The sequence below is a fragment of the Methylobacterium sp. 4-46 genome, from assembly GCF_000019365.1.
Lineage (GTDB): Bacteria > Pseudomonadota > Alphaproteobacteria > Rhizobiales > Beijerinckiaceae > Methylobacterium.
Genome location: NC_010511.1, coordinates 406,403 through 419,450 on the forward strand (window position 1 = coordinate 406,403; position 13,048 = coordinate 419,450).

General features: G+C 69.9%; 21 protein-coding genes. All 21 read right to left on the reverse strand.

All coding sequences use genetic code 11. The annotated features are described in order from the left end of the window. Nucleotides 1-18 precede the first annotated feature (18 nt). The 21 genes from M446_RS01580 to rpsC all read right to left on the reverse strand — a co-directional run bounded on the left by M446_RS01580 (nt 19) and on the right by rpsC (nt 13,041). Nucleotides 19-1,302, reverse strand: a complete 1,284-nt coding sequence (locus tag M446_RS01580) for an aminotransferase (protein ID WP_012330316.1) — start codon at nt 1,300-1,302, stop codon at nt 19-21. A gap of 187 nt (nt 1,303-1,489) precedes the next feature. Further along, nucleotides 1,490-1,906 carry a 50S ribosomal protein L17 gene (gene rplQ, locus M446_RS01585; RefSeq protein ID WP_012330317.1) on the reverse strand — a complete coding sequence of 139 codons (417 nt, stop codon included), beginning with the start codon at nt 1,904-1,906 and terminating at the stop codon, nt 1,490-1,492. Nucleotides 1,907-2,093: 187 nt separating this feature from the next. Continuing rightward, complete coding sequence (locus tag M446_RS01590) at nt 2,094-3,146, reverse strand: DNA-directed RNA polymerase subunit alpha (RefSeq protein ID WP_415926910.1); 1,053 nt, start codon at nt 3,144-3,146, stop codon at nt 2,094-2,096. A gap of 186 nt (nt 3,147-3,332) precedes the next feature. After that, on the reverse strand, nt 3,333-3,722 hold the full coding sequence (rpsK, locus tag M446_RS01595) for a 30S ribosomal protein S11 (protein ID WP_012330319.1): 390 nt from the start codon (nt 3,720-3,722) through the stop codon (nt 3,333-3,335). A gap of 192 nt (nt 3,723-3,914) precedes the next feature. Then, complete coding sequence (gene rpsM, locus M446_RS01600; protein WP_012330320.1) at nt 3,915-4,283, reverse strand: 30S ribosomal protein S13; 369 nt, start codon at nt 4,281-4,283, stop codon at nt 3,915-3,917. Between the two features lie 216 nt (nt 4,284-4,499). Continuing rightward, the gene (locus tag M446_RS01605; protein ID WP_012330321.1) at nt 4,500-5,099 is read right to left on the reverse strand and encodes an adenylate kinase; all 600 of its coding nucleotides are present in this window, start codon (nt 5,097-5,099) and stop codon (nt 4,500-4,502) included. A 185-nt stretch (nt 5,100-5,284) separates the two neighbouring features. Beyond that, nucleotides 5,285-6,622 carry a preprotein translocase subunit SecY gene (gene secY / locus M446_RS01610; RefSeq protein ID WP_012330322.1) on the reverse strand — a complete coding sequence of 446 codons (1,338 nt, stop codon included), beginning with the start codon at nt 6,620-6,622 and terminating at the stop codon, nt 5,285-5,287. Between the two features lie 110 nt (nt 6,623-6,732). After that, the gene (rplO, locus tag M446_RS01615; protein ID WP_012330323.1) at nt 6,733-7,221 is read right to left on the reverse strand and encodes a 50S ribosomal protein L15; all 489 of its coding nucleotides are present in this window, start codon (nt 7,219-7,221) and stop codon (nt 6,733-6,735) included. Between the two features lie 10 nt (nt 7,222-7,231). Then, nucleotides 7,232-7,423, reverse strand: a complete 192-nt coding sequence (rpmD, locus tag M446_RS01620) for a 50S ribosomal protein L30 (protein WP_012330324.1) — start codon at nt 7,421-7,423, stop codon at nt 7,232-7,234. Nucleotides 7,424-7,433: 10 nt separating this feature from the next. Continuing rightward, nucleotides 7,434-8,012 (reverse strand): 30S ribosomal protein S5, encoded by a 579-nt coding sequence (gene rpsE / locus M446_RS01625; RefSeq protein WP_012330325.1) that lies wholly within the window; start codon nt 8,010-8,012, stop codon nt 7,434-7,436. Between the two features lie 100 nt (nt 8,013-8,112). Beyond that, complete coding sequence (gene rplR, locus M446_RS01630) at nt 8,113-8,475, reverse strand: 50S ribosomal protein L18 (RefSeq protein WP_012330326.1); 363 nt, start codon at nt 8,473-8,475, stop codon at nt 8,113-8,115. A 12-nt stretch (nt 8,476-8,487) separates the two neighbouring features. Further along, nucleotides 8,488-9,021, reverse strand: a complete 534-nt coding sequence (gene rplF, locus M446_RS01635) for a 50S ribosomal protein L6 (RefSeq protein WP_012330327.1) — start codon at nt 9,019-9,021, stop codon at nt 8,488-8,490. A gap of 33 nt (nt 9,022-9,054) precedes the next feature. Then, nucleotides 9,055-9,450 carry a 30S ribosomal protein S8 gene (rpsH, locus tag M446_RS01640; protein ID WP_012330328.1) on the reverse strand — a complete coding sequence of 132 codons (396 nt, stop codon included), beginning with the start codon at nt 9,448-9,450 and terminating at the stop codon, nt 9,055-9,057. 16 nt (nt 9,451-9,466) lie between these two features. Further along, nucleotides 9,467-9,772, reverse strand: coding sequence for a 30S ribosomal protein S14 (gene rpsN, locus M446_RS01645; protein ID WP_012330329.1), 306 nt, complete (start codon nt 9,770-9,772; stop codon nt 9,467-9,469). 44 nt (nt 9,773-9,816) lie between these two features. Further along, the gene (gene rplE, locus M446_RS01650; protein ID WP_012330330.1) at nt 9,817-10,383 is read right to left on the reverse strand and encodes a 50S ribosomal protein L5; all 567 of its coding nucleotides are present in this window, start codon (nt 10,381-10,383) and stop codon (nt 9,817-9,819) included. Further along, the gene (gene rplX, locus M446_RS01655) at nt 10,376-10,693 is read right to left on the reverse strand and encodes a 50S ribosomal protein L24 (RefSeq protein WP_012330331.1); all 318 of its coding nucleotides are present in this window, start codon (nt 10,691-10,693) and stop codon (nt 10,376-10,378) included. The genes rplE and rplX overlap by 8 nt, the downstream gene beginning before the upstream one ends. Then, a complete protein-coding gene (rplN, locus tag M446_RS01660) occupies nt 10,693-11,061 on the reverse strand; it encodes a 50S ribosomal protein L14 (protein WP_012330332.1) in 369 nt (122 codons plus the stop codon). Before rplN ends, rplX begins: the two co-directional genes overlap by 1 nt. Nucleotides 11,062-11,332: 271 nt before the next feature. After that, nucleotides 11,333-11,593, reverse strand: coding sequence for a 30S ribosomal protein S17 (gene rpsQ / locus M446_RS01665; protein WP_012330333.1), 261 nt, complete (start codon nt 11,591-11,593; stop codon nt 11,333-11,335). Nucleotides 11,594-11,605: 12 nt separating this feature from the next. Further along, nucleotides 11,606-11,821 carry a 50S ribosomal protein L29 gene (rpmC, locus tag M446_RS01670; protein ID WP_012330334.1) on the reverse strand — a complete coding sequence of 72 codons (216 nt, stop codon included), beginning with the start codon at nt 11,819-11,821 and terminating at the stop codon, nt 11,606-11,608. A gap of 13 nt (nt 11,822-11,834) precedes the next feature. Continuing rightward, entirely contained in the window at nt 11,835-12,248 is a 414-nt protein-coding gene (rplP, locus tag M446_RS01675; protein WP_012330335.1) for a 50S ribosomal protein L16, read from the reverse strand. A gap of 34 nt (nt 12,249-12,282) precedes the next feature. After that, the gene (gene rpsC, locus M446_RS01680) at nt 12,283-13,041 is read right to left on the reverse strand and encodes a 30S ribosomal protein S3 (protein ID WP_012330336.1); all 759 of its coding nucleotides are present in this window, start codon (nt 13,039-13,041) and stop codon (nt 12,283-12,285) included. Between the last annotated feature and the right edge of the window lie 7 nt (nt 13,042-13,048).

The following is a 13,048-nucleotide window of genomic DNA, read 5'->3' on the forward strand; positions in this document are numbered from 1 at the left end:
CGGCAGGGCCGCCGCCGCTCAGGCGACGGCGCGAAGCCGCGCCTCGGTCGCGGCGAGCAGCGTGCACAGGGCGACGACCTCCGCGGCCGCCTCCACCTCGGCGAGGCTCGGATAGGAGGGGGCGAGCCGCAGCATCCGGTCCTGCGGGTCGCGCCCGTAGGGGTGGGTGGCGCCGGCCGGGGTGAGGGCGAGCCCGCTCCCCGCCGCCAGTTCCACCACCCGGGTGGCGCAGCCCTCGGGCACCTCCAGCAGGATGAAGTAGCCGCCCTCCGGGTTGGTCCAGCGCGCCGCGCCCGATCCGCCGAGTTCCCGCTCCAGGATGGTGGTGACCGCCCGGAACTTCGGCGCGAGGAGCCGCCGGTGGCCGTCCATCAGCGCCTCGAGGGCGCCCTCGCGGGAGAGGAAGCGGGCGTGGCGCAGCTGGTTGAGCTTGTCCGGCCCGATGCTGCGCTTGCCGGCATGGGCGAGGTACCAGCGGAGATTGGCCGGCGAGGCGGCCAGGAAGGCGAGGCCGGCGCCCGCGAGCGTCACCTTCGAGGTCGAGGCGAAGACGATGGGGCGGTCCGGCTGCCCGGCCGCCGCCGCAGCCTCCAGCACGTTGCGCAGGGCCGGCCGGCGCTCGGTCAGGTGGTGGAGCGCGTAGGCATTGTCCCAGAACAGGCGGAAATCGGGCGCGGCCGCCGGCATCGCCGCGAGGCGCTCGACCGTGGATTCCGCGTAGGTCTCGCCGCCCGGATTCGCGTATTGCGGCACGCACCACATCCCCTTCACGCGGGGATCGCGCAGGCGCTCCTCGACCGATCCGAGGTCGGGGCCGTCCGGGTTCATCGGCACCGGCTCCATGACGATGCCGTAGGTCTCGCAGAGCGCGAAGTGGCGGTCGTAGCCGGGGACCGGGCAGAGGAACCGGATCTCCCCCTCGCGCGACCACGGGCCGGCCCCGCCCGGCACGCCCTTGAGCAGCGCGTAGACCAGGCAATCGTGCATCAGCGCGAGGCTCGAATTGTTGCCGACCGCGACCTGCTCCGGCGGGGCGCCAAGGATGGGCGCGAACAGGCGGCGCACCTCGGCGAGGCCCTGCAGCCCGCCGTAATTGCGGGCGTCCTCGCCGGTCTCGGTGAGGTGGTCGCGGTTGCCGGGCAGCGCCAGCAATCCCTCGGAGAGGTCGAGCTGCTCGGGCGCCGGCTTGCCGCGGGTCATGTCGAGCTTGAGGCCGCGCCGCGTCAGGGCGGCGTAGCGCTCCTGGAGCGCGGCCAGGGAGGTGCGCAGGGCCTCGGGCGGGAGTTCGGCGAGCGGAACCATACGGAGCGGGATCATGGCGAGCGCAATCGTGACGGGCGGGGACGCGGCAGGGCCCGCGCCGGAACCGGGCGAGCCTCGCGCGACCGGCCGCCCGGGTCCAGCGGCGCGGCGCGGGGACCGGCCTCGCGCGGGGCTCATGAAAAAGGCGGCCCGGGGGCCGCCTTCGCGTGGGAATCCGGCTTCGGGCCTACTCGGCCGCCTCGGCCGCGGCCTGGGTCGGACCGGAATCCCGGCCGCGGGCGTCGACGTCGCGGTCCACGAACTCGATCACGGCGAGCGGGGCGTTGTCGCCGTAGCGGAAGCCGGCCTTCATGATGCGGCAATAGCCGCCCGGGCGGGCCTGGTAGCGCGGCCCGAGCACCTCGAACAGCTTCTTGACCATGGCCTCGTCGCGGATCTGCGCGATCGCCTGACGGCGGGCGTGCAGGTCGCCGCGCTTGCCGAGGGTGATCAGCTTCTCGACGACCGGGCGCAGGTCCTTGGCCTTCGGCAGCGTCGTGACGATCTGCTCGTGCTTGATCAGCGCGGCCGACATGTTGGCGAACATCGCCTTGCGGTGCTCGGTGGTGCGGTTGAAGCGGCGGCCCCGGTATCCGTGACGCATGGCTGTCTCCATTGATTGTCGGCCGCCGTGCCACGGGCCGGCCGGTCTTCGTTGATTGAGCGGCGAGGGGCGAAGGGGGCAGAGCCCGGCAGCACCCATCGCCTCTCCCGACGGGCCCCGCGAGGCCCGTCGGGAGAGGCGCGGGAAGCGGCGAGGTGGATCTTCCCCCTCGCCGCTCCCGGTCCGCTCAGTAGTGCTCCTCGAAGCGCTTGGCGAGGTCCTCGATGTTCTCCGGCGGCCAGCCGGGCACGTCCATGCCGAGGTGCAGGCCCATCGCGGCGAGCACTTCCTTGATCTCGTTGAGAGACTTGCGGCCGAAATTCGGCGTCCGCAGCATCTCGGCTTCCGTCTTCTGGATCAGGTCGCCGATATAGACGATGTTGTCGTTCTTCAGGCAGTTCGCCGAGCGGACCGACAGTTCGAGCTCGTCCACCTTCTTGAGCAGGGCCGGGTTGAAGGGCAGCTGCGGCGCGAGCGGGGCCGCCTCCTCCTTCCGGGGCTCCTCGAAGTTCACGAAGATCTGGAGCTGGTCCTGGATGATGCGGGCCGCGTAGGCGAGCGCATCCTCGGGCGAGACCGCGCCGTTGGTCTCGACCGTCATGGTCAGCTTGTCCTTGTCGAGATCCTGGCCCTCGCGGGTGTTCTCGATGCGGTAGGACACCTTCGTGACGGGCGAGAACAGCGCGTCGACCGGGATGAGGCCGATCGGCGCGTCCTCGGGCCGGTTGCGGTCGGCCGGGACGTAGCCCTTGCCGGTCGCGACCGTGAACTCCATGCGGATCTCGGCCCCCTCGTCGAGCGTGCACAGCACGAGGTCGGGGTTGAGGATCTGGATGTCGCCGATCGTGCTGATGTCGCCCGCCGTGACCAGGCCGGGGCCGGTCTTGCGCAGGGTCATGCGCTTGGGCGCGTCGCTGTTCGAGCGGATCGCGATGGTCTTGATGTTGAGGACGATGTCGGTGACGTCCTCGCGCACGCCCGGGATCGAGGAGAATTCGTGCAGCACGCCGTCGATGTGGACCGAGGTCACGGCCGCGCCCTGCAGGGACGACAGCAGCACGCGGCGCAGCGCGTTGCCGAGCGTCGTGCCGAAGCCGCGCTCCAGGGGCTCGGCCACCACGGTCGCCACGCGCTTGGGGTCGTGCCCCGGAACGACTTCGAGCTTGTTCGGCTTGATCAGCTCTTGCCAGTTCTTCTGAATCACCACGATGACACCTCTCGTCGACCTGTCGGGCTGCAGCCCGCGCCCGGCCAGCCCGCGACTCGTCCTGATCAGTCTCGAAGCTTGATGGGGAGCGGATGCGGTCAGGACACCGCTGCGACGCTTCCCGAGCCCTCAACGGAGAAACCCAGCGCCCTGGACAGGACGCCGGGTACCCGTTCGCGAATCCCGCCCGGCGCTACGGCGTCCGTCGGGGGGACCGGATCAGACGCGGCGGCGCTTGCGCGGCCGGCAGCCGTTATGCGGGATCGGCGTCACGTCGCGGATCGACGTCACCGTGAAGCCCGCCGCCTGCAGGGCGCGAAGCGCCGATTCGCGGCCCGAACCGGGACCCGACACCTCGACCTCGAGGGTGCGCATGCCGTGCTCGGCGGCCTTGCGGCCCGCATCCTCGGCCGCGACCTGGGCCGCGTAGGGGGTCGACTTGCGCGAGCCCTTGAAGCCCATCGCGCCGGCGGACGACCAGGAGATCGTGTTCCCCTGCGCGTCCGTGATGGTGATCATGGTGTTGTTGAACGACGCATTCACGTGCGCGACGCCGGACACGATGTTCTTGCGCTCGCGACGACGGATGCGGGTTGCTTCCTTGGCCATATTCTCTTTCGATCCTTCAGGCGCGCCCGTCGTGCCAGGCGCTCGGGACGGTGCTGGCGGCGACGGGCCGCGGGGCTCAGGCGGCGCGCGGCGCCGCGGGTCAGGCGGCGCGCCGCGCCGCGAACGGGGGCGGCGACGGGCGCCGCGGACGAGGGCTGGGCGGGGCTCTGCCGGGCCCCTCCCCGCCGCGGATCACTTCTTCTTGCCGGCGATCGGCTTCGCCTTGCCCTTGCGGGTGCGGGCGTTGGTGTGGGTGCGCTGGCCGCGGACCGGCAGGTTGCGGCGGTGCCGCAGGCCGCGGTAGCAGCCGAGGTCCATCAGGCGCTTGATGTTCATCGCGACCTCGCGGCGGAGGTCGCCCTCCACCACGTAGTCGCGGTCGATGGCCTCGCGGATCTGCAGCACTTCGGCGTCGGTCAGCTGGTTGACGCGGCGCTCGGCCGGGATCCCGACCTTCTCGGTGATCTCCTCGGCCTTCTTGGGGCCGATGCCGTGGATGTACTGGAGCGCGATGACGACGCGCTTGTTGGTCGGGATGTTGACGCCTGCGATACGGGCCACTGGTGTGCTCTCCATCGCGTCCGGGGCGGCGAGCCCTCGCGGACGGTCTTCAGGGTGATCGCGCGCGTCCGGTGGAGCCCGGCCCCTGCGCGCCGTCCCGACGACAAATCGGCCCGAGCGGCCTCCGAGGAGACCGCCGGGCCGTCCATGCCTGAACGAAGGAGGGTCGCCTAGCGCGGACGCCCCGGCTTGTCAACCGGCATGTCCGCGCCCGCCTCACGCCGAGACCGGCTGAAGGCCGCCGAGCAACGCTTCGATCTCGCGGCTCACCTGGTCGATCGGCGCCATGCCGTCGATCGGCCGCAGCAGGCCGGTCCCCGCATAATATTCCGAGAGGGGGGCGGTCAGGCTGCGATAGGCGTCGAGGCGGGTCTTGAACACCTCCGGGGTGTCGTCCTTGCGCACCACCTCGCCGCGGGCCAGGGTCTCGGCGGCGCGGTTGGCGATGCGGCCGACCAGCGCGGCCTCGTCGACCTTGAACTCGATCACCGCGTCGAGCCGCAGCCCCTTCCCGGCGAGGAGCGCGTCGAGGGCCTTGGCCTGCGCCACGGTGCGGGGAAAGCCGTCGAGGATGAACCCCTTGCGGGCATCCGGCTCCTCGATGCGGTCGCCCACGATGCCGATCACCACCTCGTCCGGCACGAGGCCGCCGCTCTCCATGATGCTCTTGGCCTGGAGGCCGACCGGCGTGCCCGCCGCCACCGCGGCGCGCAGCATGTCCCCGGTCGAGAGTTGGGGAATCCCGAACCGCTCGACGATCCGCGCCGATTGCGTGCCCTTCCCGGCACCCGGCGGGCCGAGGAGAATGATCCGCATAACCTGTCTCTCCCTTGGACCCCGCGGGCGGTGGCGTCCGCCTTGGGGCCGATTGTTCTCACGCGTGCGGCCGACCTCGGATCCGACCAGGTGCCGACCACCCGAGCATAAGCGCCGAGTCGGCAACCGGCCAATGATGATCGGTCCGGCCGGATCGCGATACCCACCCGGCCCCCGACTATGGACTAACGGCGGCGCGCGCCGCGCAGCTTCGCCTTCTTCACCAGCCCCTCGTACTGATGCGCCAGCAGGTGTCCGTGGACTTGTGCAACGGTGTCCATCGTGACCGAGACGACGATCAGCAGCGAGGTGCCGCCGAAGTAGAACGGCAGCGACGCGTAGGAGACCAGGATCTCCGGGATCAGGCAGATCAGGGTGAGGTAGGCGGCGCCGATCACGGTGACGCGGCTCAGCACCTTGTCGATGTACTCGGCCGTGCGCTCACCCGGCCGGATGCCCGGGATGAAGCCGCCATGCTTCTTGAGGTTGTCGGCCGTCTCCTGCGGATTGAACACCACCGCCGTGTAGAAGAAGGCGAAGAAGATGATCAGGGCGGCGTACAGCACCATGTAGAGCGGCCGGCCATGGCCCAGATAGGTCGCCAGCGTGGCGACGATGCCGGTGCCGCTCGGGTCGCTCTGGAAGCTCGCCGCGGTGGCCGGCAGCAGCAGCAGCGAGGAGGCGAAGATCGGCGGGATCACGCCCGGCGTGTTGAGCTTGAGCGGCATGAACGAGGTCTGCCCCTCGTACATGCGGTTGCCGACCTGGCGCTTGGGGTAGTTGATCAGCAGGCGGCGCTGGGCGCGCTCCATGAAGACGATGAAGTAGACCACCGCGGTGGCCATGACGGCCACGCCGAGGATCACGGCGGTCGAGAGCGCGCCCTGGCGGCCGAGCTCCAGCGTGCCGGCGATGGCCGAGGGCAGGTGCGCGACGATGCCCGCGAAGATGATCAGCGACGAGCCGTTGCCGATGCCGCGCGAGGTGATCTGCTCGCCGATCCACATCAGGAACAGCGTGCCGCCGGTCAGCGTGATCACCGTCGAGATCGCGAAGAACAGGCCGGGCTCCTGCACGATGCCGCCCGAGCTCTGCAGGCCCACCGCGATGCCCCAGGCCTGGAAGATCGCCAGCACCACCGTGAGGTAGCGGGTGTACTGGTTGAGCACCTTGCGGCCGGACTCGCCCTCCTTCTTGAGGGCTTCGAGCGAGGGCAGCACCGAGGTGAGGAGCTGCACGATGATCGAGGCCGAGATGTAGGGCATGATGTTGAGCGCGAAGATCGCCATGCGCTCGACCGCCCCGCCCGAGAACATGTTGAACAGGCCGAGCACGCCGCCCTGCGCATTGGCGAAGCTCTGCCGGAGCGCGTCGGGGTCGATGCCGGGCAGCGGGATGTAGGTCCCGAGCCGGTACACGATCAGGGCGCCCAGGGTGAACCAGATGCGCTTCTTGAGCTCGTCCGCCTTGGCGATGGCGCCGAAGTTCAGGTTTGCGGCGAGCTGCTCGGCTGCAGAGGCCATGACAGGGTCCTTGGAGGAGCGGCGGCGACGAATCGCGTTCAGAAACGGAGACGGCGGCCTCGCGCTGCACGCACGGGCCGCCGCCGATCTCGATCGACTTAAGGTCTGCCCTACGCGGACGCAACCGCGCCGTCGGTCGCGGCGAGCGACTGGGTGACGGAGCCCCCGGCCTTCTCGATGGCCGCGACGGCCGACTTGGAGGCGCGGGCGACCTGGAAGGTCAGGGAGGCGGTGAGCTCGCCGACGCCCAGGATCTTCACGCCGTCGCGCACCCGCGAGACCACGCCGGCGGCGACCAGCGCCTCGACGGTGACGGGCGCGCTCGGATCGAGCTTGCCGGAATCGACCGCCTGCTGGATGCGCCCGACATTGACCTCGTTGAGGTCGGTCGCGCCCGGGTTGTTGAAGCCGCGCTTCGGCAGGCGACGATGCAGCGGCATCTGACCGCCCTCGAAGCCCTTGATGGCCACGCCGGTGCGGGCCTTCTGACCCTTCACGCCGCGGCCCGCGGTCTTGCCCTTGCCCGACCCGATGCCGCGTCCGACGCGCATCCGGTCCTTGGTCGCGCCCTCGTTGTCGCGAATCTCGTTCAGCTTCATGACGCCCTCCTCACGCCGCGCCGTCGAGGACGCGCACGAGGTGATGCACCTTCGCGATCATGCCGCGCACGGACGGGGTGTCCGGCAATTCGGCGATGCGGTGGAGCTTGTTCAGCTTGAGGCCGATCAGCGTCTCGCGCTGGCTGGCCTCGCGGCGGATCGGCGAGCCGATCTGCTGAACCCGCACGGTCTTCTCTGCCATGCCGCCCTCCTTACGCCGCGTCGGCCGAATCGGCCGAGCCCGGCTCGGCGTCGCGGCGGCGGGCCTGCAGGGCCGACACCTTGAGGCCGCGGCGCGCCGCCACCGCCCGCGGGGAATCCTCGCGCTTGAGCGCGTCGAACGTGGCGCGGATCAGGTTGTAGGGGTTCGACGAGCCGAGCGACTTCGCCACCACGTCCTGCATGCCCACCGACTCGAACACGGCGCGCATCGGGCCGCCCGCGATGATGCCGGTGCCCTGGGGGGCGGCGCGCAGGATGACCTTGCCGGAGCCGTGGCGGCCGGCGACGTCGTGGTGGAGCGTGCGGCCCTCGCGCAGGGCCACCCGGATCAGGCCGCGCTTGGCCGCCTCGGTGGCCTTGCGGATCGCCTCGGGCACCTCGCGGGCCTTGCCGTGGCCGAAGCCGACCCGGCCCTTCTGGTCGCCGACGACGACGAGGGCGGCGAAGCCGAAGCGCCGGCCGCCCTTCACCACCTTGGCGACGCGGTTGATGTGGACCAGCCGGTCCACGAATTCGGTATCGCGCTCCTCGCGCTCGTCGCGACGGCGACCCTCACGTTCACGTGCCATCAGATCACTTCCGGTTCACTGGCGCGGGCGGCGGTCCCGCTCGCATGATGTGCTTATGTCCGCCGTTGGCGCGGGGCCCCTGCGCGGCCCCGCCCCCGGATCAGAACTCGAGGCCGCCCTCGCGGGCGGCGTCGGCCAGCGCCTTGACGCGGCCGTGGTAGAGGTAGCCCGAGCGGTCGAAGATCACCTTGGTGACCCCGGCCGCCTTGGCGCGCTCCGCCACCAGCTTGCCGACCTCGAGCGCCGCCGCCTTGTCGGCGCCGGTCTTCAGACGGGCGCGCAGGTCCTTGTCGAGGCTCGACGCCGCCGCGAGCGTGCGCCCGCTCGCGTCGTCGATGACCTGGACGTAGATCTGCTTCGAGGAGCGGAAGACCGAGAGGCGCGGACGGCCATTCGCCGCCGCGCGGAGCGCCCGGCGGACGCGCGCGCGGCGCCGGTCGAGCAGGTCGATTTTGCGAGACATCGTCGGCCGCCCTTACTTCTTCTTGCCTTCCTTGCGGAAGATGAACTCGTCGGAGTACTTCACGCCCTTGCCCTTGTAGGGCTCCGGTCCGCGATACTCGCGGATCTCGGCGGCGATCTGTCCGACGCGCTGCTTGTCGATGCCGGCCACGATGATCTCCACCGGACGCGGGGTGGTGATCGTGATCCCGGCCGGGATCTCGTACTCGACGTCGTGGCTGTAGCCGAGCGACAGCTTGAGCACCTTGCCGGCGACCGCGGCGCGGTAGCCGACGCCGTTGATCTCCAGCTTCTTCTCGAAGCCCTTGGTCACGCCCTCGATGAGGTTGGCGACCTGGGCCCGCGAGAGGCCCCACATCGCGCGGGCCTCCTTGGTCTGGCTGCGGGGCTGGACCGAGATCGCGCCGTCGGCGTGGCTGACCTCGACCAGGTCGGGCACGCGGAACGACAATTCGCCCTTCGCGCCCTTGATCTTCACGTTCTGGCCGTCGACCGTGGCGGTGACGCCGGCCGGGACGGTCACGGGCTTCTTGCCTACGCGGGACATGTTCGTCTCTCCTCGTCGGGTGGGGTCTGCCGGTCAGAAGACCTTGCAGAGCACCTCGCCGCCGACGTTGCGCTCGCGCGCCTCGTGGTCGGCCATGACGCCCAGCGGAGTGGACACGATGGTGACGCCCAGGCCGTCGGCGACGCGCGGCAGGGTATCGACCGACGAATAGACCCGGCGGCCGGGCTTCGAGACGCGCTCGATCGAGCGGATCACGGGCTGGCCGTCATGGTACTTGAGCTCGATCGCGAACTCGGTGCGCCCATTGCCGTAATCGGTGGTCGCGTAGTCGCGGATGTAGCCCTCGGACTTCAGCACGTCGAGGATGCGGGCGCGGAGCTTGGAGCCCGGCGTCTGCACCACGTTGCGGCGGCGCTGCTGACCGTTGCGGATGCGGGTGAGCATATCGCCCACGGGATCGGTGATCATCGGCTGTGCCCTCCCCTCACCAGCTGGACTTCACGAGGCCGGGGATCATCCCGCGGGAGCCGAGGTCCCGCAGCGCGACACGCGAGATGCCGAGCTTGCGGTAATAGGCCCGGGGACGGCCGGTCATCGCGCAGCGATTGCGGATGCGGGTGGGGTTGGCGTTGCGGGGCAGCTCCGCCAGCTTGAGGCGCGCCTCGAAGCGGTCCTCCATCGGCAGCGACTCGTCGTTCGCCGTCGACAGCAGCGCCTCGCGCTTGGCGGCGTAGCGCTTCACCAGCGCCACCCGCTGCTTGTTTCTCTCGATCTTGCTCTTCTTGGCCATGTCTGTCGCTCTCCGGTTGCCGCGTCTGAGGGGCTAGCCGCCCCTCACTGCCGGAACGGGAAGTTGAAGTGCTTGAGCAGGGCGCGGGCCTCGGCATCGGTCTTCGCCGTCGTGGTGACGACGATGTCCATGCCCCAGGCGTTCTGCGCCTTGTCGTAGTTGATCTCCGGGAACACGAGGTGCTCGCGAAGGCCGAGCGCGTAGTTGCCGCGCCCGTCGAAGGATTTCGGGTTCAGGCCGCGGAAATCGCGCACGCGCGGCAGCGCGATGGTGATCAGGCGGTCCATGAACTCGTACATGCGCTGGCGGCGCAGGGTGACCTTGCAGCCGATCGGCATGTTCTCGCGCACCTTGAAGGTCGCGATGGCCTTGCGGGCCCGGGTGATGACCGGCTTCTGGCCGGCGATCAGGCCGAGATCCTCGGCCGCCACGGTCGCCTTCTTGGAATCCTGGGTCGACTCCCCGACGCCCATGTTGATCGTGATCTTCTCGATCGTGGGCACCTGCATGGGGTTCGTGTAGCCGAACTCCTGGATCATCTTCGCACGCACGACCTCGTCGTAGTGCTTCCGCAGTCGCGGCGTGTAGCCGTCCTTGCGCGCCTCAGCCATCGATCAGATCTCCCGAGCGCTTCGCGAAGCGCACCTTGCGCCCGTCCTCCAGGATGCGGAACCCGACCCGGGTCGGCTTGCCGTCCTTGGGGTCGGCGACCGCGAGGTTCGACAGGTCGATCGCGGCCTCCTTCGAGATGATGCCGCCCTCCTGCGTCTGGGTCTGGCGCTGGTGGCGCTTCACCAGGTTCACCCCGCGGACCAGCGCGCGGTTCTCCTTCGGCATCACCTGGATCACTTCGCCGGTGCGGCCCTTGTCGCGCCCGGTCAGGACGACGACCTTGTCGCCCTTCTTCACCTTGGCGGCCATCACAGCACCTCCGGGGCGAGCGAGATAATCTTCATGTGGTTGCGCGCGCGCAGCTCGCGCGGCACCGGTCCGAAGATGCGGGTCCCGATCGGCTCCTTCTGGTTGTTGATCAGCACGGCCGCGTTGCGGTCGAAGCGGATCACCGACCCGTCCGGACGGCGCACGTCCTTGGCGGTGCGCACGACGACGGCCTTCATGACGTCGCCCTTCTTGACGCGCCCGCGCGGAATCGCCTCCTTCACCGACACCACGATGATGTCGCCGACGCCGGCGTATTTCCGCTTGGATCCGCCGAGCACCTTGATGCACATCACGCGACGCGCACCGGAATTGTCGGCGACGTCCAGATTCGTTTGCATCTGGATCACGGCCCAACACCCTTTCCTTGTTTCAGGCAGGTCTCCGCGGCGCGGCATGCGGCGCGGACGGCAGCCTGATGGGGATCTGACGTCCCCGCCATTGAAACGACCGCGCTGCGGCATCGGGGCCGGCGCGGTCAACGATCGCGACGATGGGCGCGAACACCCGGTCAGCTGTCGTGGAGGCCGGTCGGTTACACCGGATCGGCCCCGATGGCAAGCGGCAATCCGGTGCCGGCGCGAGGTGCCCGCTCCCCCGCGGGGGGAGCGGCGCCGCGCCTCACGCCTCGGTGGCCGCCACGTCCCGCGCCTCGCCCTCGACCAGCCGCCAGGTCTTGAGCTTGGAGAACGGCCGCGACTCCTCGATGAACACCGTCTGGCCGACCTTGGCCGCGTTGTTCTCGTCGTGGGCGTGGTAGTTCTTCGACCGCCGGACGGTCTTCTTCATCACCGGGTGGGTGAAGCGGCGCTCCACCTTGACCACGATGGTCTTGTCCTGCTTGTCGCTGACGACGACGCCCTGCAGCACGCGCTTCGGCATGGGCTTCTCTCCTTAGCCTTGCGCCGCCTGCAGCGTCTTGCGGCGCTGCAGGGTCCGGACGCGGGCGATGTCGCGGCGCACCTCGCGGATGCGCGCGACGTTCTCGAGCTGACCCGTCGCCCGCTGGAAGCGCAGGTTGAACTGCTCCTTCTTCAGGTTGACGAGCTCCTCGCCGAGCTGATCGGGCGACATCGCGCTCAGATCAGACAGTCGCTGGGACGACTTCATGGTTGGGCCTCCCTCAATCCGCGATGCGCTGGATGAAGCGCGTGCGGACCGGCAGCTTGGCGGCGCCGAGGCGCAGCGCCTCGCGGGCGATGTCCTCGGCGACGCCGTCGATCTCGAACATGACCCGGCCCGGGTGGACGCGGGCCGCCCAGTACTCGGGCGAGCCCTTGCCCGAGCCCATGCGGACCTCGGTCGGCTTCTGGGTCACGGGCACGTCCGGGAAGATCCGGATCCACACGCGGCCCTGGCGCTTCATCTCGCGGGTGATCGCGCGGCGGGCCGCCTCGATCTGGCGCGCGGTGACGCGCTCGGGCTCCAGGGCCTTGAGGCCGTAGGAGCCGAAGTTCAGGTCCGTCCCGCCCTTCGCGGTGCCGTGGATGCGGCCCTTGAACTGCTTGCGGAACTTCGTCTTCTTGGGTTGCAGCATGGCTGTCTCTCAAACTCCAGCGGGCGTGAGCCGATCAGGCCGCGTCGCGCCCGCCGCGATCGCCGCGGTCGCGATCCCGGTCGCCACGCTCACGATCACGGTCGCGACGCCCGCCCGAGCGGCCGCCCTCCTCCTGGGCCCGCTTGTCCTGGGCCATCGGGTCGTGCTCGAGGATCTCGCCCTTGAACACCCACACCTTGATCCCGCAGGTGCCGTAGGTGGTGAAGGCCGTCGCCGTGCCGTAATCGACGTCGGCGCGCAGGGTGTGCAGCGGCACCCGGCCCTCGCGGTACCATTCGAGCCGCGCGATCTCGGCCCCGCCGAGGCGGCCCGAGCAGTTGATGCGGATGCCCTCGGCGCCGAGGCGCATCGCCGATTGCACGGCGCGCTTCATGGCCCGCCGGAAGGCGACGCGGCGCTCGAGCTGCTGGGCGATCGAGTCGGCGACGAGCGTCGCGTCGATCTCGGGCTTGCGCACCTCGATGATGTTGATCGTCACGTCGGCCTTGGTCATCGTGCCGACGAGCTTGCGCAGCTTCTCGATGTCCGCGCCCTTCTTGCCGATCACCACGCCCGGGCGGCCCGAGTGGATGGTGACGCGGCACTTCCGGTGCGGGCGCTCGATCACGATCTTGGAGACCGCCGCCTGCTTGAGCTGCTTCATCAGCGCCTGGCGGATCGCGACGTCCTCGTGCATGAGGCGGGCATACTCGCCCTTGTTCGCGTACCAGCGCGAGTCCCAGGTCCGGTTGATGCCGAGCCGGAGACCGATCGGATTGACTTTCTGTCCCATCAGTTCC